The organism is Bacillus sp. 05T21 (assembly GCF_056396785.1).
In genome coordinates this window covers 121,159-140,978 of sequence record NZ_JBFTMD010000007.1, presented here as the reverse complement: position 1 = coordinate 140,978, position 19,820 = coordinate 121,159, and the positions used below count along the sequence as shown (strand labels likewise).

The window sequence follows — 19,820 nt, the reverse complement described above, 5'->3', positions numbered from 1 at the left end:
TAGTTTATTAACAATTAAGGGGGAAGAAAAAATGAGTGTACAAAAGATTGTTGTAATTGGTGCAGGGCAAATGGGTTCAGGTATCGCACAAGTGTGTGCAATGGCAGGCTATGATGTGAAAGTGCAAGATTTAAAGCAAGAGCAATTAGATAGAGGGCTAGCTGTTATTTCGAAAAATTTAGCCCGCCAAGTAGAAAAAGGCCGTATGAAGGAAGAAGAGAAAGATGCGACTTTAAATCGCCTTACATGGACGCTCGATTTAAATAGTGTCAAAGAAGCTGATCTTATTATTGAAGCAGCTGTTGAAAAAATGGATATTAAAAAGAAAATTTTTGCGAATTTAGATGAAATCGCTCCAGAACACGCAATTTTAGCGACGAATACGTCATCGTTACCAATTACGGAAATTGCAGCGGTAACGAAACGTCCTGAGAAAGTAATCGGCATGCACTTTATGAATCCAGTTCCAGTTATGAAACTCGTTGAAATTATTCGTGGTTTAGCTACAGATGATGCAGTGTACGAAACGATTGAGGATATTACGAAAAAAATCGGGAAAGTGCCAGTTGAAGTAAATGATTTCCCAGGGTTTGTATCGAACCGTATTTTATTACCGATGATTAACGAAGCGATTTATACGTTATACGAAGGAGTGGCGACGAAAGAAGCGATTGATGAAGTAATGAAACTCGGTATGAATCATCCGATGGGACCACTTACGTTAGCTGACTTTATCGGTTTAGATACGTGTTTATACATTATGGAAGTGTTGCATGAAGGATTAGGAGATAGTAAATATCGCCCATGTCCATTATTACGTAAGTATGTGAATGCAGGATGGTTAGGACGTAAAACGGGTCGTGGTTTCTACGTTTACGAATAAATTCCTCCCTTTATTAAAGTAGTGGTCTGACCAAATTGTTAAGAAGATATATAGCAAACGGAGGCGAAGTACATGAATTTTCATTTTACTGAAGAGCAACAAATGATGAGGAAAATGGTTCGAGATTTTGCGCAGAAGGAAATAGCTCCCTTTGTTCCTAGTATGGAACAAGGGGTGTTCCCGAAAGAGATTTTGCAAAAGATGGGTGAGCTTGGACTAATGGGTATTCCAGCGCCTGCAAAATATGGCGGGGCAGAAATGGATTTTATTTCTTACATTCTAGCAATTGAGGAAATTTCAAAGGTAAGTGCAACGGTTGGTGTAATTTTGGCTGTACATACGTCAGTTGGAATGAATCCGATTTTATACTTCGGAACAGAAGAACAGAAGCAGAAATATGTTTCTAAACTGGCGACTGGTGAATATTTAGGCGCATTTGCTCTAACAGAACCGAATGCAGGATCAGATGCAGGTAGTTTGAAATCAAGAGCTGTAAAGAAAGACGATCACTACATCATTAATGGATCGAAAGTCTTTATTACAAATGGTGGTGAAGCAAGTACATATATCGTCTTCGCGTCTACAAATCCAGATGCGGGGAAAAGCGGGATTTCAGCATTTATAGTAGAGAAAGATACACCAGGCTTAATCATTGGAAAAGATGAGCATAAGATGGGTCTTCTTGGTTCTCGTACAGTGCAACTTACGTTTGAAGATATGAAAGTGCCGGCCGAGAATTTACTTGGTGAAGAAGGACAAGGATTTAAGGTGGCAATGGCGAATTTAGATGTTGGGCGAATTGGAATCGGAGCGCAAGCATTAGGAATCGCGGAAGCGGCGCTTGCATGTGCGATTGATTATGCGAAAGAGCGTGAGCAATTCGGAAAGCCAATTGCGGCGCAGCAAGGACTCGGATTCAAACTTGCAGATATGGCAACAAGTGTAGAAGCATCGCGATTACTTGTATACAGAGCAGCATCGCTAAGAGCACAAGGATTACCATGCGGTAAAGAAGCTTCTATTGCGAAATTATTTGCTTCTAAGACGGCTGTCGAAGTTGCGATTGAAGCGGTGCAAGTATTTGGTGGTTATGGTTATACGAAAGATTATCCAGTAGAAAGATTTTTCCGTGATGCGAAGATCACACAAATATATGAAGGAACGAGCGAAATACAAAAGCTTGTAATTAGTCGAGCTTTATAAAAAGGCAGAGGGGGAGACGGGAATGCATTTTAAATTATCAGAAGAACATGAAATGATAAGAAAAATGGTTCGGGATTTTGCGAGAAATGAAGTAGCACCGACAGCAGCAGAGCGTGATGAGGAAGAGCGATTTGATCGCGCTTTATTTGATCAAATGGCAGAGCTTGGTTTAACCGGTATTCCGTGGCCTGAAGAATACGGCGGAATTGGAAGCGATTACTTGGCGTATGTAATTGCCGTTGAAGAATTATCCCGCGTTTGTGCTTCTACAGGTGTAACGTTGTCTGCACATACTTCACTTGCTGGATGGCCAATTTTTAAATTTGGAACGGAAGAGCAAAAACAAAAGTTTTTGCGCCCAATGGCTGAAGGGAAGAAAATTGGTGCATATGGCTTAACAGAACCAAGCTCTGGATCAGATGCTGGTGGAATGAGGACGACTGCAAAACGAGATGGAGACCATTACATTTTAAATGGTTCGAAAATTTTTATTACAAATGGCGGTATTGCTGATATTTATGTTGTTTTTGCATTAACAGATCCTGATTCGAAGCAGCGCGGCACGAGTGCATTTATTGTGGAGAGTGATACGCTAGGATTTTCGGTTGGGAAGAAGGAAAGTAAGCTAGGGATTCGTTCTTCGCCAACAACTGAAATTATATTTGAAGACTGCCGTATTCCTGTAGAGAATTTACTAGGGGAAGAGGGCCAAGGGTTTAAAGTTGCGATGCAGACATTAGATGGCGGCCGTAATGGTATTGCGGCACAAGCAGTCGGTATTGCACAATCCGCTTTAGATGCTTCTGTAGAATATGCAAGAGAACGTCATCAGTTTGGGAAGCCAATTGCGGCGCAACAAGGAATTGGCTTTAAACTTGCGGATATGGCAACGGATGTAGAGGCAGCGCGTCTTTTAACATATCAAGCGGCTTGGCTTGAATCAGAAGGGCTTCCGTATGGGAAAGAGTCAGCGATGTCAAAAGTATTTGCAGGTGATACAGCGATGAAGGTAACGACTGAAGCGGTACAAGTATTTGGTGGTTATGGTTATACGAAAGATTATCCAGTAGAGCGTTATATGCGCGATGCAAAGATTACACAAATATATGAGGGAACACAAGAGATTCAAAGGCTTGTAATTTCTCGTATGTTAACGAAGTAGGAACAAAAGCGTAGGTATTTTCCTACGCTTTTTACTTCCAAAAATAATAGAGAGAGGTGAAGGGATGGTTAAACATAATGTACATGCGTCAGTGAAAGATGAAAAATTAGTTGCGTTAAGACGTGAACAAATGATTAAAGGTGCGGTGCAGCTGTTTAAGCAAAAAGGATTCCCGCGTACAACAACGAGAGAAATTGCGAAAGCGGCTGGATTTAGTATCGGAACACTTTATGAGTATATTCGCACAAAAGATGATGTATTATATTTAGTTTGTGATAGCATTTATGAACATGTAAAAGAGCGGTTAGAGGAAGTGGTGTGTACAGAGAAGGGAAGTATAGAAAGCTTAAAGATAGCGATAATGAATTATTTTAAAGTGATGGATGAATTGCAAGAAGAAGTATTAATTATGTATCAAGAGGTACGTTTTTTACCGAAAGAATCACTCCCATATGTATTAGAAAAAGAGTTTCAAATGGTCGGGATGTTTGAGGATATTTTAGAGCAGTGTACGGAAAATGGGACATTTACACTAAATAAAAAGGAAATACAGCTTCTTGCACATAATATTTTCATACAAGGACAAATGTGGGGATTTAGACGTTGGGCCCTGCAAAAACTGTATACTCTCGAAGAATATACAGAAATGCAAATTAGGTATGTACTGCAAGGAGCACATATGTCTCCGAAATAAAGAATGGACAAATTATAATTTTATTGCCCGTAAATAGCGCGATAAAAGTTTCCCGTTTTTTTTGTAGCATATTTGTGCGACTTTTGTTTATAATGAATAGTATGGATTTTTTTAAGCAGACCGTTATATATAAGCTTATATTTGAAGAAAGGAAGTGCCGCATAAGTGGGTTTTAAGCAATATTCACCAGAAGAGCTAAAAGAATGTTCAATGATTGAAGTTGTACATAGTGTTTTAGGGAATAAAAGACAAGCAACGACATTCAACGAGTTGGTTCAAGAAATCGCTCAAGTGCTGGGACTATCTCAAGGGCAAGTTAATACGAAACTCGCACAATTTTATACAGATTTAAACATCGATGGACGTTTCATTAATTTAGGAGAAAATCGTTGGGGGCTACGTAGCTGGTACCCATATGAGCAAATTGATGAAGAAATTCTGCCTCAGCCAAAACCGAAGAAGAAACGCAAAGTTGAAGAAGACGGTTTTGACGACTACATTGAAGAAGATGATGTAGAAGAAGTAGAAGAAGAAGAAGTAGAAGAAGATGTAGTAGATTTGGACAAAGTTCTTGAAGACGAAGACGCAGATGATGAAGATGATGATCTTGATGATTTAGAAGAAGATAATGAAGACTTCGCAGAAGAAGAACTTGAGTATGATGAAACTGAAGAAGAAGAAGAGGAAGAGCGGTAGCTCTTGACTTTTCATTATCGTCCATGTAGAATCATTTTTGGGCTCTTTAAAAAAAGACGATAATACTTTTAAAGTGTAAATATAAAAGAAAATTGCTCCCTACTTATTACTTTATGTGATGAGGGGAGCAATTTTCTTTTTTGTTTTTTGTTTAGAAAATAAAAAGAGCCTAACAATAAGATAGATACAGTGTTATCTACATACGTTGCGCTTTGCAACGGTGATTATATAACAACGAAGTAGAAGGGAGTATTTTCATGACTAAGTATATTTTTGTAACAGGCGGTGTAGTATCGTCTTTAGGTAAAGGTATTACAGCAGCATCTCTTGGAAGACTTTTAAAGAATCGTGGTTTAAACGTAACTATTCAAAAGTTTGATCCATACATTAACGTAGACCCAGGGACTATGAGCCCCTACCAACACGGTGAGGTATTCGTAACAGATGATGGTGCAGAAACGGACTTAGACCTAGGTCACTATGAGCGTTTTATCGACATCAACTTAAATAAATACAGCAACGTAACAACAGGTAAAATTTACTCTTCAGTTCTTCAAAAAGAGCGTCGTGGTGAATATTTAGGAGGAACAGTTCAAGTTATTCCTCACATTACTAACGAAATTAAAGAACGTGTATATCGTTCTGGTCGCGAAACAAATGCCGACGTTGTTATTACAGAAATCGGTGGAACTGTTGGTGATATCGAGTCTCTACCATTCCTAGAAGCAATTCGTCAAATTAAGAGCGACATCGGTCGTGACAATGTAATGTACATTCACTGTACGTTAATCCCGTACTTAAAAGCAGCGGGTGAAATGAAAACAAAACCAACGCAACATAGCGTTAAAGAGCTTCGCAGCTTAGGTATTCAACCAAATATTATCGTTGTTCGTACAGAACTACCTGTTTCTCAGGACATGAAAGACAAGCTTGCATTATTCTGTGACATCGATACAAAAGCAGTTATCGAAGCACGCGATGCAGATACTTTATATGCGGTTCCATTATCTCTTCAAGAACAAAACATGGACCAAATCGTTTGTGATCACTTGAAGTTAGACAATCCAGCTGCAGATATGACAGATTGGACTGCGCTAGTTAATAAAGTACGTAACCTTTCTAAGAAAACAAAAATCGCTCTTGTTGGTAAATACGTAGAGCTTCAAGATGCATATATTTCTGTTGTAGAAGCACTTCGTCATGCAGGTTATTCATTCGACACAGATGTAGAAGTGAAATGGGTAAATGCTGAGCACGTAACAGCAGAGAACGTAAAAGAATTAGTTGGCGATACAGATGGTATCCTTGTACCAGGTGGCTTCGGCGATCGTGGTGTAGAAGGTAAAATCGTTGCAATTCAATATGCTCGTGAAAACAAAGTTCCATTCTTAGGAATTTGCCTAGGTATGCAACTTGCATCAATCGAATTTGCACGTAACGTATTAGGATTAGAAGGAGCTAACTCTTCTGAAATTAATCCTGACACACCTTATGCAATTATCGATTTATTACCAGAACAAAAAGATGTAGAAGATTTAGGTGGTACACTTCGCCTTGGTCTATACCCATGTAAGCTTGCTGAAGAAACAAATGCTTACAATGCTTACAATGAGCCGGTTGTATATGAGCGTCATCGTCATCGTTATGAGTTTAACAATCAATTCCGTCCAGATATGGAAAAAGCAGGATTTGTATTCTCTGGTACAAGCCCAGACGGTCGTCTAGTGGAAATTATTGAATTACAAGATCACCCTTGGTTCGTGGCAGCACAGTTCCATCCAGAACTTGTATCTCGTCCAAACCGTCCACAACCATTGTTCCATGACTTCGTAAGTGCTTCTATTACGAATAAAGAGAGCAAGTAATAAAAAAAAGCGCCTGAAATAGGGCGCTTTTTTTAATATTCGTTTAACATTTCATCAATTGTAAATTTCAATCCGTGATAAGCAAATAAAGCTATAATTAAACTTGGGAACCCATAGCGGTTACCTTCATCATCTGGAATAAGACCTTTTAACAGCTTTGTATCAATATGTACATCTGTATATTGTTCCAGTGATTCAACACCTTCTTGAATAGCCGAGATTCCAACGATAGATTGGCCTTCTTCATGAAGTTTTTTCGCGGTTTTTATAATTTCTTCATCTGTCGAAAAACGACTAATAAGAAGTACGCGGTCCGCAACAGTCACTGCCGCCGGTTCACCGTTTTCTATTAAACGTTTTGCTTGTTTCATTGGTTCGGCGCCAAATAATGCTTCTGAAACAATACCTTCCATTTCGTTTGTACCATGCAAGTAAATGAAGCCATCACCAACTAACGCCTGGGCAAGTAGACGAGCGCTATCTTCTATATTCATTTCCTCTTTTTGAGAAATTCGGGAGAAATATCCATTTAATTGAGTCGAGAAAATTTTTAACATGTTGTTGCTCCTTTCTTTCGTGTTAGCTGGTTCTCATTATAGCTTATTTTTTTTGGAAAGGGGAAATAGTAGGGTGGCATAACAAAATAGGAAACGGTAAAATAAGAAAGAATAGGAAGGGATTTGGCAAAGAGTAGCGAAAATAAACCGATAAGATATAAGAAGCTTTAAATCTTGTACTTACACAGAAAGGTTGGGAGTTATGGAAGGGAAAATTTTAATCGTTGATGATCAATATGGCATTCGTGTTTTATTGCATGAAGTGTTCCAAAAAGAAGGTTATCAGACTTTCCAAGCAGCGAATGGATTTCAAGCTTTAGATATCGTGAAAAAAGATAATCCGGATTTAGTAGTGTTAGATATGAAAATTCCAGGTATGGATGGTATAGAGATTTTAAAACATGTAAAAGAAATTGATGAGAGTATTAAAGTTATTTTAATGACTGCTTATGGAGAATTGGATATGATTCAAGAAGCGAAAGATTTAGGAGCTTTAATGCACTTTGCTAAACCGTTTGATATTGATGAGATTCGTCAAGCAGTGAGAGATCAGCTTGCCGTAGAGGCGTAAAAAATGAATTTTTTATAAAAAATATGGAAAAAAGCGTTTACATGGACTATTGAGCAGGTGAATACGGTTGAGTTTTTGAGTACAAGTTGTTATCCTATTGAGTGTAGAAAGAAGTCCGGTATGTAAATATACATATTTTACCTTATTCTGGTCATACTACCAGCGATAAGAATTTATCGGATACAAAAAACGTTTTTTAGGAGGATTCACCATGCCTTTAGTTTCTATGAAAGAAATGCTAAACACAGCACTAGAAGGAAAATACGCAGTTGGTCAATTCAACATGAACAACTTAGAGTGGACTCAAGCTATCTTAGCTGCTGCGGAAGAAGAAAAATCTCCTGTAATCTTAGGTGTATCTGAGGGTGCAGCTCGTCATATGACTGGTTTCAAAACAGTTGTAGCTATGGTTAAAGCTTTAATCGAAGAAATGAACATTTCTGTTCCTGTAGCGATTCACCTTGACCATGGTTCAAGCTTCGAAAAATGTAAAGAAGCAATTGATGCAGGTTTCACATCTGTAATGATCGATGCTTCTCACCACCCATTCGATGAAAACGTTGAAACTACTAAAAAAGTGGTAGAATACGCACACGCTCGTAACGTATCTGTTGAAGCTGAGCTTGGAACAGTTGGCGGACAAGAAGACGACATCATCGCTGAAGGCGTAATTTACGCTGATCCAGCAGAGTGTAAGCACCTTGTTGAAGCAACAGGTATCGATTGCCTAGCTCCAGCTCTAGGTTCTGTACACGGTCCTTACAAAGGTGAGCCTAACTTAGGATTCGCTGAAATGGAACAAGTTCGTGACTTCACTGGCGTACCTTTAGTATTACACGGTGGTACTGGTATCCCAACTGCTGATATCGTAAAAGCTATTTCTCTAGGTACTTCAAAAATTAACGTAAACACTGAGAACCAAATTGAGTTTACAAAAGCTGTTCGTGAAGCATTAAACAAAGACCAAGAAGTTTACGATCCTCGTAAATATATTGGACCTGGCCGCGACGCTATCAAAGCAACTGTTGCTGGTAAAATGCGTGAGTTCGGTTCTAACGGTAAAGCGTAAGAATAAAATTCCGTTTTGGAAACCGTCTAGTCTTTTAGACGGTTTCCTTTCGTTGTATAATGAAAGCGCGAACAAGTCTAAAGATTTTATAAAGTGAATTTTTGGTTTGCAAATATAGAAAATAACGTGCATAGTCCTATTAATAAATGTGGTAAGTATCTGAATTGAGTAATTTGATTCGATGAATAGTTAATCTTCATCTATTTGTACAGCAGGGGAGCTACAGGTGATGGTTTTCTACTTATTGAGTTTCAGGATGGAAAGAGTGATTGAGATTCTTAAGGGGGAATCTTCTACTTCTTATAAAGAAGTAGAAGATAAATGCATTCACAAGAAGGGAGCTCAATATGGAAAAGTTGCTAATTGAAGGCGGAAGAGCTTTAAATGGAACGATTCGTGTGAGTGGTGCAAAGAACAGTGCTGTTGCACTAATTCCAGCGACAATTTTAGCAGATACTCCAGTAACTATTGGCGGTGTTCCTAATATTTCGGACGTGAAAATGTTAGGAGACTTACTAGAGGAAATTGGAGGGAAAGTAACTTATGGGCAGGAAGAAGAGATGGTAGTCGATCCTTCTAACATGGTTGCGATGCCTTTACCAAATGGAAAAGTGAAAAAATTGCGCGCCTCTTATTATTTAATGGGTGCAATGCTTGGCCGTTTTAAAAAAGCTGTTATTGGGCTTCCAGGTGGATGTCATTTAGGGCCACGACCGATTGATCAGCATATTAAAGGGTTTGAAGCGTTAGGGGCATATGTTACAAATGAACAAGGTGCCATTTATTTAAGAGCAGACGAACTACGTGGGGCACGTATTTATTTAGATGTTGTTAGTGTAGGAGCTACGATTAATATTATGCTAGCGGCTGTACGAGCGAAAGGTAGAACTGTTATTGAAAATGCAGCGAAGGAACCAGAGATTATTGATGTAGCTACATTGTTAACGAGTATGGGAGCACGTATTAAAGGTGCTGGTACAGACGTAATCCGAATTGATGGTGTGGATTCACTGCACGGTTGTCACCACACTATTATTCCAGACCGTATTGAAGCTGGTACGTATATGATTTTAGGGGCTGCGTCAGGAGGAGAAGTAACAGTTGATAATGTTATTCCTCAGCATTTAGAATCCGTTACTGCGAAGCTAAGAGAAGCTGGTGTTCAAATTGAAACGAACGATGACCAAATTACAGTGAACGGCAATAGAAGGTTAAAAGTAGTTGATGTAAAAACGCTTGTATATCCAGGGTTTCCAACGGATTTACAACAGCCGTTTACAACGCTTTTAACAAAAGCGCATGGAACAGGAGTTGTAACTGATACAATTTACAGCGCACGTTTCAAGCATATTGATGAATTGCGCCGTATGAACGCGCAAATTAAAGTAGAAGGCCGTTCAGCAATTGTGACTGGACCGGTTTTATTGCAAGGTGCGAAGGTGAAAGCGAGTGACCTACGAGCTGGTGCGTCCCTTGTTATTGCGGGTTTAATGGCAGATGGCATTACAGAAGTAACGGGACTTGATCATATTGATCGAGGTTACGAAAATATAGTAGACAAGCTTAAAGGGCTTGGTGCAAACATTTGGCGAGAACAAATGACAAAGCAAGAAATTGAAGAAATGAAGAATGCATAAAGTGAAACTTTAATCAGTATGGGGTATCCCACGCCGATTATTAACCCTCACCAATCGGGATAAGGTGGTGATACTTCCGTTAATGGGGAGCGAAGAATCACTACTAACGGAAGTACACTTTATAGAAAAACAAGGTTCACAAAATACGGCAGAAATATAAAGACTTAAAGGAGAGGGATTATCGTGGAAAGAAGTTTATCTATGGAGTTAGTACGTGTAACAGAGGCTGCAGCATTATCATCAGCGCGTTGGATGGGGCGCGGAAAAAAAGATGAGGCAGATGGTGCAGCAACATCAGCTATGCGTGATGTATTTGATACAATTCCGATGAAAGGTACAGTTGTAATTGGCGAAGGTGAAATGGATGAAGCGCCAATGCTATATATCGGAGAAAAATTGGGTACAGGATATGGACCACGCGTAGACGTTGCAGTTGATCCTTTAGAAGGGACAAATATCGTAGCGGCTGGCGGCTGGAATGCGCTTGCTGTTATTGCAATTGCAGATCACGGCAATTTGTTACATGCTCCTGACATGTACATGGATAAAATAGCGGTTGGTCCAGAAGCAGTTGGTGCAGTTGATATTGACGCACCTATTATCGACAACTTACGTGCAGTTGCGAAAGCGAAAAATAAAGATATCGAAGATGTTGTAGCGACAGTTTTAAACCGTCCACGTCATCAAGCAATTATCGAAGAAATTCGTAAAGCTGGTGCTCGTATTAAATTAATTAACGATGGAGATGTAGCTGGAGCAATCAATACAGCATTTGACCGTACTGGTGTAGATATTCTATTCGGTTCTGGTGGAGCACCTGAAGGTGTATTAGCTGCGGTCGCATTAAAATGCTTAGGTGGAGAAATTCACGGGAAGCTCTTACCTCAAAACGAAGCTGAACTAGCTCGTTGTAAAAGAATGGGTATTGAAGATATCAATCGTATCCTTCGTATGGAAGACTTAGTAAAAGGTGACGATGCAATCTTTGCAGCAACAGGTGTAACAGACGGAGAACTATTACGAGGCGTTCAATTTAAAGGTAGCGTCGGGACAACACAGTCCCTTGTTATGCGTGCAAAATCAGGCACAGTACGCTTCGTAGACGGCCGCCATAGCTTAAATAAAAAACCGAATTTGGTTATTAAATAAAAAGTGCAAGCGGCTCGTTTAGAATCGCAGGAAGAAGCGAAACCACCGACCATTCTAGCTGCTGAAGCTGGATTAAATAAAAGCAGAAATGCCTTATCTATTCTGCCTTAAAATCAGGTGAGTAGAAAAAAGAAAGAAATATGAAAAGGCGAAGACAAATTTTCTTGTCTTCGCTTCTTGTATTTGTGTTTCAACGTATTGATTAAAACTAGATAAAAGGGTTACAATAGTGAATATTATCCTACTTGAACTTATTGCCTTTCATTATTATTTATTTGCCTTCCGTATTTTTCCCTTTACCCATGTGAAAAGAGAATAAAGTTAAAGTGTGGTGTCTGAATGAATTTGTCAATTGCAGCATTAGAAAACATGAAATTAAAAGAGTTATACGAGCTTGCGAAGGAATTTAAGATTTCGTATTACAGCAAGTTAACGAAAAAAGAGCTAATCTTCTCTATCTTAAAAGCTCGAGCAGAAAAAGAAGGTTTCTTTTTCATGGAAGGCGTATTAGAAATTATTCAATCAGAAGGATTTGGATTCTTACGTCCTATCAATTATTCTCCAAGCTCAGAAGATATTTATATCTCGGCTTCGCAAATTCGTCGTTTCGATTTACGTAATGGAGATAAGGTTTCTGGTAAAGTACGACCTCCGAAAGAAAATGAGCGCTATTTTGGATTGCTACAAGTTGAAGCTGTAAATGGAGATGATCCAGACTCAGCAAAAGAGCGTGTACATTTCCCTGCATTAACACCGTTATACCCAGATCGCCAAATGAAATTGGAGACGGAAACGAAAAAGTTACCGACACGCATCATGGATTTAATCGCACCAGTTGGATTTGGACAACGTGGTTTAATTGTTGCGCCTCCAAAGGCTGGTAAAACAAGTCTGTTAAAAGAAATTGCACACAGTGTCACAACAAATCATCCGGAAGCAGAATTAATTGTACTTTTAATTGATGAGCGTCCAGAGGAAGTAACAGATATTGAACGTTCTGTTAAAGGTGATGTTGTAAGTTCTACTTTTGATGAAGTGCCAGAGAATCATATTAAAGTAGCGGAGCTTGTATTAGAGCGTGCAATGCGTCTTGTAGAACATAAAAGGGACGTTGTCATTTTAATGGATAGTATTACCCGTTTAGCGCGTGCTTACAACCTTGTTATTCCGCCAAGTGGTAGAACCTTATCGGGTGGTATTGATCCTGCTGCTTTTCATAGACCGAAGCGTTTCTTTGGGGCTGCGCGTAATATCGAAGAGGGCGGTAGCCTAACGATTTTAGCAACAGCGCTTGTTGATACAGGGTCTCGTATGGATGATGTAATTTACGAGGAGTTTAAAGGAACTGGAAATATGGAACTTCACTTAGATCGCTCATTAGCTGAGCGCCGTATCTTCCCAGCGATTGATATTCGTCGCTCTGGTACGCGTAAAGAAGACCTATTAATTCCGAAAGAACATTTAGACAAGCTGTGGGGTATTCGTAAAACAATGCGTGATACACCAGACTTTGTTGAAGGCTTCTTACGTAAACTTCGTCAAACAAAGACAAATGAAGAATTTTTACAAAACATTGTTGCAGACTCAAAAAGGTATGTAACCACTAAGTAAAGGGAAAAGATGGGGACTCGCTTATTTCGTAGTAAGCGAGTTTTTTATGTTTTTAAGGGAATATTAGAGAGTAATATATGGAAAAAATTTGTTTTTTGAGATGGAAATCATATTTGGATTGAGAGCTTGAAGTGCCCTACGATTCTGGGCGAGCCGCTTGCGCTTTAAGGTGTATCTAGTTCCACCTCAGCGGCTAGAATGGTCGGTGGCTTCGCTTCTTCCTACGAGGCAAAAAGCGCTTCTTGGTCGAGAGCTTGAAGTGACCTGCGATTCTGAACGAGCCGCTTGCGCTTTTAGGTATATCCAGCTCCAGCGGCAAGAATCTCCGGCCATTTCGCTCTCTCGGTCGAAGCAAAAAGCGCTTCTTGGTCGAGAGCTCCAATGTCCTGCGATTCTGAACGAGCCGCTTGTGCTTTTAATTTTTAAAAAGACAAAAACAGGTAGTTGCAAAATGGAGTTAGCCTTGTTATAATTTCATCATATGTGTTTCATCAATATAGTTGTGTAAGCAGCTGAAGATGAAAAACTCTGTTTCGAAAATGATTCAGGGCGGAAGGAGATGAAAAGAATGAAAGCAGGAATCCATCCAAATTACAATAAAGTTGTATTTATGGACACGAACACTGGCTTCAAATTCTTAAGCGGGTCTACAAAAGGCTCTAGCGAAACTGTTGAGTGGGAAGATGGTAACACTTATCCATTACTAAAAATTGAGATCAGTTCTGATTCTCACCCATTCTACACTGGACGTCAGAAGTTTGCTACTGCAGACGGACGTGTTGACCGCTTCAATAAGAAATACGGCATCAAGTAATAAAGAACATAAAACAGGCAAGTGTATGTATTCGCTTGTCTGTTTTTTTTGCGAAAATATTAAACCTTTACCCTACTTTGGATTAGGAAAGTAGATGAAAGGAGAGCTCAATGTACTTAATGAATCAAAATGGTTGGATTGAAGTGATTTGCGGGAGTATGTTTTCTGGAAAATCAGAAGAGCTCATCCGCCGTATACGCCGTACACAATTTGCGAAACAACATGCAATTGTATTTAAGCCATGTATTGATAATCGTTATAGTGAAGAAGATGTTGTATCACATAATGGATTAAAGGTTAAAGCAGTTCCTGTTTCAGCTTCAAAAGATATATTTAACCATGTAACAGAAGAAATGGATGTTATTGCAATCGATGAGGTACAATTTTTTGATGGGGACATTGTGGAAGTGGTGCAAGTATTGGCAAATCGTGGCTATCGTGTCATTGTAGCTGGATTAGACCAAGATTTCCGTGGTCTACCATTTGGACAAGTTCCTCAGCTGATGGCGATTGCTGAACATGTAACTAAATTGCAGGCAGTTTGTTCTGAATGTGGATCTCCTGCAAGTCGTACGCAACGTTTAATCGATGGAGAACCAGCGGCATTTGATGATCCAATTATTTTAGTTGGGGCTTCAGAATCGTATGAACCACGTTGTCGTCATTGTCATGCAGTACCTACAAAACAAAGATAAGTGAAACTCGCTATGTAGAGCGGGTTTTTTTCGAAAATAGATGAAGATTGGTGGCCAGCTCTTCGTGTCTAAGAACCGCCGCTACTCAAGGTGAAAAGCACCTTTTGTGCGAGAGAACCTTAGCCAGTCAGAGCTGAGCGAGCCGCTTGCGCTTTTAAATATTATCTAGCTCCAGCGGCTAGAATCTCCGGCCATTTCACTCTCTCGCTCGAAGCAAAAAGCGCTTCAAGGTCGAGAGTTCCAATGTCCTGCGATCCTGAGCAAGCCGCTTACGCTTTTAAATATAATTTGCGTTTTTTTGATTAAGTACCATATACTATTTGTATTAGATACTAGGATGTAGAGGTGAATGGTGTGTTAGATCGTTTGCAAGCTGTAGAAGATCGTTATGAGAAGTTGAATGAGTTGTTAAGTGACCCAGAGGTTATTAGCGATACAAATAAGCTTCGTGAGTATTCAAAAGAGCAATCTGATATTCAGGACACGGTAGAGGTGTACCGTGAGTATAAAGATGTTCGTGAGCAATTACGAGATGCAAAGGCAATGTTAGAAGATAAGTTAGACGCTGATATGCGTGATATGGTAAAAGAAGAGGTTTCTGAATTAGAAGGACAAGAGAAAACATTATCAGAACGTCTGAAAATTTTACTTGTTCCAAAAGACCCTAATGATGATAAAAACGTTATCGTTGAGGTTCGTGGCGCTGCTGGTGGTGACGAGGCAGCTTTATTTGCTGGTGATTTATATCGTATGTATAGCCGTTATGCTGAGGTGCAAGGTTGGAAAACTGAAATTATCGAAGCGAGCTATACAGAGTTAGGTGGATATAAAGAGATTATCTTTATGATTAACGGTAAAGGTGCTTTCGCGAAGCTGAAATTCGAGAATGGTGCTCACCGTGTACAACGTGTTCCTGAAACGGAATCTGGCGGACGTATTCATACATCTACAGCAACTGTAGCTGTACTACCAGAGGCAGAAGAAGTAGAAATTAATATTCATGAAAAAGATGTTCGTGTTGATACGTTTGCTTCTAGTGGTCCTGGTGGACAAAGCGTTAATACAACGATGTCAGCGGTACGTTTAACGCATTTACCGACTGGTGTAGTTGTATCTTGTCAGGATGAGAAATCACAAATTAAGAATAAAGAAAAAGCGATGAAAGTATTACGCGCACGTGTTTATGATAAATTTAGACAAGAAGCGCAAGCTGAGTATGATCAAAACCGTAAACAAGCTGTTGGTACGGGAGATCGTTCAGAGCGTATTCGTACGTATAACTTCCCGCAAAACCGTGTTACAGACCATCGAATCGGTTTAACGATTCAAAAGCTAGATCAAATCCTACAAGGTAAGTTAGATGATTTCATCAATGCCTTAGTGATGGAAGATCAGGCGCAAAAGATGGAGGCAGCTGAGTAATGCGTGTCTATGAAGCCCTGAAATGGGCTTCTTCTTTTTTACAGGAAAATGGACGAGATGAAAATGCGGGAGAAATTGTCCTTTGTCATGTATTAAAGACGAACAGAACCGGAATGCTCATGAATATGCGTGAAGAAATAACTGCGGAACAAGAGAAAAGTTTTGCACAATTTATCCACAAGCATGTAGAAGGTATTCCGATCCAATATATGCTCGGTTATGAAATGTTTTATGGCCGAGCATTCTTTGTAAATGAAGAGGTATTGATACCAAGACCGGAAACAGAGGAACTTATAGTTGGAGTGCTAGAGAGAATTGAGCGCCATTTCGGTAATGAGGAGCTTCACATAGCGGATATTGGAACAGGTAGTGGAGCGATTTCTATTACGCTTGCTTTAGAAAATAAAAACCTTCATGTGTATACAGTAGATATCGCACAGGAGTCGATTGAAGTTGCAAAAGAAAATGCAAAAACTTTAGGGGCGGATGTAACTTTCTATCACGGCGATTTACTGTCTCCGTTTTATGAAACAGGTCAGAAGTTAGATGTTGTTGTTTCCAATCCTCCGTACATACCAGAGGAAGATTGGCGTGGTCTTTCTACTGTTGTGAAGGAGCATGAGCCGAAGCGTGCGCTTGTTGGTGGGGAAGATGGACTAGATTTCTATCGTCGTTTTATGGAGGAATTGCCGAATGTATTACAGAACAAGGCGATTGTTGCGTTTGAAATTGGTGTAGGGCAAGGTGAAGATGTGAAAGCATTATTACAGCAAACTTTCCCGCGCGCTCAAGTTGAAGTTGTATTTGATATTAATGGAAAAGATCGCATGGTATTTGCAGAGATGGAGTAAGGGATAAGCCTTACTCTATTTTTTGTATGAAAAATTCGTAACTACTCAGCCATACATTTTATTTAGAATTTTGGTAAGGGGTATTATTTCAGCGAAAATAAGCACCTTATTACCTATAGATTGCTGTCATAAAGATAAAAATGGACATACACCTTGTTGCCTGTCTTTGTTTTAAAACTTTGCGCGTGGCAGGAAAAGGCCCTGACCGCTCCTATACATAGCCAGTCCCTATCGCCAATTAAAAAAATGCTTTTCTATCGGTTTTTTATATAGATTTCGAATTTAATAGTTTAGAAAGATGAAAGTCTGTCCACACTGTTTCTAGAGGGGACGGTGGAGGAAATGAAAAAACAAGTTATTGCTTACTTTCTTTTATTATTAATTGGTGCACAGTTACTTGTGCAGTTTGGATATATGAAAGCTGATGCAAAAGGGCCTACTGTTATTCCGAAAGAGGCCGTTCGATTACGTATTTTAGCTAATAGTGATTCCGATAAAGATCAGGCATTAAAACGTAAAGTACGTGATGAAGTGAAAGCGCAAATTGATGGATGGGTAGCGGAGTTAACGTCATTTGAAGAAGCTCGAAAAGTAATTCAAAATCATATTCCTGAAATTGAAAAGACAGTGGCGAATACGCTGAAAAGAGAAGGAAGTAAAAAGGCGTTTCAAGTGAAATTCGGTAAGAATGTGAAGTTTCCTACAAAGGTATATGGGAATTTTATTTATCCGGCAGGAGAATATGAAGCGGTACTTATTACAATTGGAAAAGGTGAAGGTGCAAACTGGTGGTGTGTATTATTTCCACCGATGTGTTTCTTAGATTTTTCAAGTGGTACAGCTGTAAGGAAAGAAGAACATGTTGTGAAAGCTGAATCTCCTGAAGAGGAGCAGGTGAGACAATCAGATGAAGAAGTGGTGGATGTACCGGAGAAGAAAGAGGATAAGGTGAAAGAAAAGAAAGTAGTAAAGCCGGAAAAAGCTGAAAAAGTAACAGCACAGGAAAAGAAAGTAGTAAAACACGAAACACAAGTAGAAGAACAGCCTGTAAAAAAAGTAGAAACAAAAACTGTGGAGAAAGTGGAGAAAGTGGAGAAACCTGTGGAGCAAAAACAAGAAAAGCAAAATGAATATGTAACAGTAGAAGAGGAAGAGAAACCAGAGGTTAAATTATTTATCGTCGAAGCTTTTACATCTTTATTCTCTAAATAGTGCTATTAATAAATCCTTCCTCATATATATCAATGAGGAGGGATTTACTATGAAGAACGTATATTTTGCTACGAAAGCAGATGTAGAAAGATTACATTCTTTTTTCGGACAAGCTAATAAAAAAGATGATAAAATAAATGAGTTGTACGCACAATTTATGATCTTGGAAGAGGCGGGAGAAATACGAGCGGTAATTGGATATGAACAAAGTGGAGAAAATGCACTTATCCGTTCTTGTTTATTCACACCTAATGTGGATAAACAGACTTTCTTATATTTTTTCGAGATGTTTTTGCAGTATATGAAAGAAAAAGATATTCGACAATTGTACTTACTCACAAATCATCCACAATCTGTGACCATCTTTCAGTTTTTTAACTTTGTCATTATAGAGAAAGAGGAAGTGCCAGAGGAAATTCGACAGTTAGAACACTTTTGTAAAAATATAAAAGAGCTAAATGCAATAATACTAAATTGTCAGCTATTCACAAAGTTATCCACGGATTAACAAGGTTTATCCACATTTTGTGGATAAACCTTGTTTGTCTTTTGGATAAATCTCATAGTAAACTAAAAATAGACAAGTATTTCATGGTAGAAAAGGACGTGGGAAAAAATGCATACAAATATGTGGGTTGTGGATAATGTTGTGGAAAGAAAAAAATATTATCCACAATTAAAAGAAGCAGCAAGATTATTAAGAGAAAATGAAGCGGTAGCCTTCCCAACGGAAACGGTATATGGGTTAGGAGCAAACGCAATGGATGATGAAGCGATAGCGAAAATTTTTGAAGCGAAAGGGAGACCGAGCGATAATCCACTGATTGTTCACATAGGAACAAAATCTCAGTTAGATGGTATCGTAAGAGAAATTCCGCCGGTTGCAGAAAAGTTAATGGAGCATTTTTGGCCAGGACCATTAACAATCATTTTACCGAGAAAAAAAGGGATTTCAGAGAGAGTTACGGCAGGACTTAATACAGTCGGAGTGAGGATGCCGGATCATCCAGTAGCGCTCGCCCTTATTGAAGAGGCAAACGTGCCTGTTGCGGCACCGAGTGCGAATCGTTCAGGACGCCCAAGTCCAACGTTAGCTTCTCATGTGTATGAAGATTTAAATGGGAAAATTGCTGGTATTGTTGATGGCGGGGCAACAGGAGTAGGCGTTGAATCAACTGTAATTGATTGTACGAGCGAAGTTCCGACGATTTTACGTCCAGGTGGGATTACGAAGGAGCAATTAGAGGCCGTGATAGGAAATGTTTCTTTAGATCCAGCTTTAAAGGATGAGAAAGAAAAACCGAAATCACCTGGAATGAAATATACACATTATGCACCGAAAGCGCCACTTAGTATTGTTGAAGGGTCCCGTGAGTTTATTCAACGTATTGTGGATGAGAAAAAGAAAGAAGGATTTAAAGTAGGTGTATTAACGACAGAAGAGTATCAGCATGTGTATAGTGCAGATGTTGTATTGTCTTGTGGTGTGCGAAGTGATTTAGCCAGCGTTGCGACTAAGTTATATGATGTACTTAGAACGTTTGATGCAAGTGAAGTAGATGTTATTTTTAGTGAATCATTCCCGAATGAAGGCATAGGAAATGCAATTATGAATCGTTTAACAAAAGCTGCGGGGCATCAGATTATTATTGAATGATAATGTACCTTTAGCAAACAGAATATTTCTCCTCGGATAAGCATATTGTGAAGTAGCACGTCCGAGGGGGGA

The 19,820-nt window shown here is 39.2% G+C and carries 19 protein-coding genes; 18 read left to right on the top strand and 1 reads right to left on the bottom strand.

Going from position 1 to position 19,820, the window contains the following annotated elements:
* Nucleotides 1-31 precede the first annotated feature (31 nt).
* The 6 genes from AC1DKZ_RS15660 (at nucleotide 32) to pyrG (ending at nucleotide 6,503) form a co-directional block, all read left to right on the top strand.
* Nucleotides 32-883, top strand: a complete 852-nt coding sequence (locus AC1DKZ_RS15660; RefSeq protein WP_002016322.1) for a 3-hydroxybutyryl-CoA dehydrogenase — start codon at nucleotides 32-34, stop codon at nucleotides 881-883.
* A gap of 72 nt (nucleotides 884-955) precedes the next feature.
* On the top strand, nucleotides 956-2,086 hold the full coding sequence (locus AC1DKZ_RS15655; RefSeq protein ID WP_002034888.1) for an acyl-CoA dehydrogenase: 1,131 nt from the start codon (nucleotides 956-958) through the stop codon (nucleotides 2,084-2,086).
* Between the two features lie 22 nt (nucleotides 2,087-2,108).
* Nucleotides 2,109-3,248 (top strand): acyl-CoA dehydrogenase AcdA, encoded by a 1,140-nt coding sequence (gene acdA, locus AC1DKZ_RS15650; protein WP_002016320.1) that lies wholly within the window; start codon nucleotides 2,109-2,111, stop codon nucleotides 3,246-3,248.
* 64 nt (nucleotides 3,249-3,312) lie between these two features.
* Complete coding sequence (locus tag AC1DKZ_RS15645) at nucleotides 3,313-3,942, top strand: TetR/AcrR family transcriptional regulator (protein WP_002034889.1); 630 nt, start codon at nucleotides 3,313-3,315, stop codon at nucleotides 3,940-3,942.
* A 165-nt stretch (nucleotides 3,943-4,107) separates the two neighbouring features.
* The gene (gene rpoE, locus AC1DKZ_RS15640) at nucleotides 4,108-4,638 is read left to right on the top strand and encodes a DNA-directed RNA polymerase subunit delta (protein WP_002034891.1); all 531 of its coding nucleotides are present in this window, start codon (nucleotides 4,108-4,110) and stop codon (nucleotides 4,636-4,638) included.
* A 257-nt stretch (nucleotides 4,639-4,895) separates the two neighbouring features.
* On the top strand, nucleotides 4,896-6,503 hold the full coding sequence (gene pyrG, locus AC1DKZ_RS15635; protein ID WP_002016314.1) for a CTP synthase: 1,608 nt from the start codon (nucleotides 4,896-4,898) through the stop codon (nucleotides 6,501-6,503).
* A 32-nt stretch (nucleotides 6,504-6,535) separates the two neighbouring features.
* Here pyrG and AC1DKZ_RS15630 read toward each other — a convergent pair whose 3' ends face one another.
* Nucleotides 6,536-7,060, bottom strand: a complete 525-nt coding sequence (locus AC1DKZ_RS15630) for a DUF2529 domain-containing protein (protein ID WP_476996559.1) — start codon at nucleotides 7,058-7,060, stop codon at nucleotides 6,536-6,538.
* A gap of 202 nt (nucleotides 7,061-7,262) precedes the next feature.
* Between AC1DKZ_RS15630 and spo0F the strand changes: the two genes are divergently transcribed.
* The 12 genes from spo0F to AC1DKZ_RS15570 all read left to right on the top strand — a co-directional run bounded on the left by spo0F (nucleotide 7,263) and on the right by AC1DKZ_RS15570 (nucleotide 19,748).
* Entirely contained in the window at nucleotides 7,263-7,631 is a 369-nt protein-coding gene (spo0F, locus tag AC1DKZ_RS15625; protein ID WP_000398592.1) for a sporulation initiation phosphotransferase Spo0F, read from the top strand.
* Nucleotides 7,632-7,842: 211 nt separating this feature from the next.
* Entirely contained in the window at nucleotides 7,843-8,700 is an 858-nt protein-coding gene (locus AC1DKZ_RS15620; RefSeq protein WP_002016312.1) for a class II fructose-bisphosphate aldolase, read from the top strand.
* Nucleotides 8,701-9,047: 347 nt separating this feature from the next.
* Entirely contained in the window at nucleotides 9,048-10,337 is a 1,290-nt protein-coding gene (gene murA, locus AC1DKZ_RS15615; protein ID WP_002034893.1) for a UDP-N-acetylglucosamine 1-carboxyvinyltransferase, read from the top strand.
* Between the two features lie 183 nt (nucleotides 10,338-10,520).
* Nucleotides 10,521-11,486, top strand: a complete 966-nt coding sequence (gene glpX, locus AC1DKZ_RS15610; protein ID WP_002016310.1) for a class II fructose-bisphosphatase — start codon at nucleotides 10,521-10,523, stop codon at nucleotides 11,484-11,486.
* A gap of 339 nt (nucleotides 11,487-11,825) precedes the next feature.
* Nucleotides 11,826-13,097 (top strand): transcription termination factor Rho, encoded by a 1,272-nt coding sequence (gene rho, locus AC1DKZ_RS15605; protein WP_002016308.1) that lies wholly within the window; start codon nucleotides 11,826-11,828, stop codon nucleotides 13,095-13,097.
* A 568-nt stretch (nucleotides 13,098-13,665) separates the two neighbouring features.
* The gene (locus AC1DKZ_RS15600; protein WP_000643447.1) at nucleotides 13,666-13,911 is read left to right on the top strand and encodes a type B 50S ribosomal protein L31; all 246 of its coding nucleotides are present in this window, start codon (nucleotides 13,666-13,668) and stop codon (nucleotides 13,909-13,911) included.
* Between the two features lie 110 nt (nucleotides 13,912-14,021).
* Nucleotides 14,022-14,606: a thymidine kinase gene (locus AC1DKZ_RS15595; RefSeq protein WP_002016305.1), complete on the top strand. Its 585-nt coding sequence runs from the start codon at nucleotides 14,022-14,024 to the stop codon at nucleotides 14,604-14,606.
* A 354-nt stretch (nucleotides 14,607-14,960) separates the two neighbouring features.
* On the top strand, nucleotides 14,961-16,028 hold the full coding sequence (gene prfA, locus AC1DKZ_RS15590; protein ID WP_002113060.1) for a peptide chain release factor 1: 1,068 nt from the start codon (nucleotides 14,961-14,963) through the stop codon (nucleotides 16,026-16,028).
* Nucleotides 16,028-16,879 carry a peptide chain release factor N(5)-glutamine methyltransferase gene (gene prmC, locus AC1DKZ_RS15585; RefSeq protein ID WP_002184526.1) on the top strand — a complete coding sequence of 284 codons (852 nt, stop codon included), beginning with the start codon at nucleotides 16,028-16,030 and terminating at the stop codon, nucleotides 16,877-16,879. The genes prfA and prmC overlap by 1 nt, the downstream gene beginning before the upstream one ends.
* Nucleotides 16,880-17,221: 342 nt before the next feature.
* Nucleotides 17,222-18,091, top strand: coding sequence for a stage II sporulation protein R (gene spoIIR / locus AC1DKZ_RS15580; protein WP_476996558.1), 870 nt, complete (start codon nucleotides 17,222-17,224; stop codon nucleotides 18,089-18,091).
* A gap of 49 nt (nucleotides 18,092-18,140) precedes the next feature.
* Nucleotides 18,141-18,599: a GNAT family N-acetyltransferase gene (locus AC1DKZ_RS15575; protein WP_002016300.1), complete on the top strand. Its 459-nt coding sequence runs from the start codon at nucleotides 18,141-18,143 to the stop codon at nucleotides 18,597-18,599.
* A 108-nt stretch (nucleotides 18,600-18,707) separates the two neighbouring features.
* The gene (locus tag AC1DKZ_RS15570; protein ID WP_002016299.1) at nucleotides 18,708-19,748 is read left to right on the top strand and encodes an L-threonylcarbamoyladenylate synthase; all 1,041 of its coding nucleotides are present in this window, start codon (nucleotides 18,708-18,710) and stop codon (nucleotides 19,746-19,748) included.
* Nucleotides 19,749-19,820 lie beyond the last annotated feature (72 nt).

Bases quoted from the DNA above. Each gene is read 5' to 3' on its own strand.
- rho (WP_002016308.1), top strand. From the start codon at position 11,826: ATGAATTTGTCAATTGCAGCATTAGAAAACATGAAATTAAAAGAGTTA.
- AC1DKZ_RS15600 (WP_000643447.1), top strand. From the start codon at position 13,666: ATGAAAGCAGGAATCCATCCAAATTACAATAAAGTTGTATTTATGGAC.
- prmC (WP_002184526.1), top strand. From the start codon at position 16,028: ATGCGTGTCTATGAAGCCCTGAAATGGGCTTCTTCTTTTTTACAGGAA.
- AC1DKZ_RS15570 (WP_002016299.1), top strand. From the start codon at position 18,708: ATGCATACAAATATGTGGGTTGTGGATAATGTTGTGGAAAGAAAAAAA.
- AC1DKZ_RS15620 (WP_002016312.1), top strand. From the start codon at position 7,843: ATGCCTTTAGTTTCTATGAAAGAAATGCTAAACACAGCACTAGAAGGA.
- murA (WP_002034893.1), top strand. From the start codon at position 9,048: ATGGAAAAGTTGCTAATTGAAGGCGGAAGAGCTTTAAATGGAACGATT.
- AC1DKZ_RS15655 (WP_002034888.1), top strand. From the start codon at position 956: ATGAATTTTCATTTTACTGAAGAGCAACAAATGATGAGGAAAATGGTT.
- AC1DKZ_RS15645 (WP_002034889.1), top strand. From the start codon at position 3,313: ATGGTTAAACATAATGTACATGCGTCAGTGAAAGATGAAAAATTAGTT.
- AC1DKZ_RS15630 (WP_476996559.1), bottom strand. From the start codon at position 7,060: ATGTTAAAAATTTTCTCGACTCAATTAAATGGATATTTCTCCCGAATT.
- spoIIR (WP_476996558.1), top strand. From the start codon at position 17,222: ATGAAAAAACAAGTTATTGCTTACTTTCTTTTATTATTAATTGGTGCA.
- AC1DKZ_RS15595 (WP_002016305.1), top strand. From the start codon at position 14,022: ATGTACTTAATGAATCAAAATGGTTGGATTGAAGTGATTTGCGGGAGT.
- spo0F (WP_000398592.1), top strand. From the start codon at position 7,263: ATGGAAGGGAAAATTTTAATCGTTGATGATCAATATGGCATTCGTGTT.
- pyrG (WP_002016314.1), top strand. From the start codon at position 4,896: ATGACTAAGTATATTTTTGTAACAGGCGGTGTAGTATCGTCTTTAGGT.
- AC1DKZ_RS15660 (WP_002016322.1), top strand. From the start codon at position 32: ATGAGTGTACAAAAGATTGTTGTAATTGGTGCAGGGCAAATGGGTTCA.
- AC1DKZ_RS15575 (WP_002016300.1), top strand. From the start codon at position 18,141: ATGAAGAACGTATATTTTGCTACGAAAGCAGATGTAGAAAGATTACAT.
- acdA (WP_002016320.1), top strand. From the start codon at position 2,109: ATGCATTTTAAATTATCAGAAGAACATGAAATGATAAGAAAAATGGTT.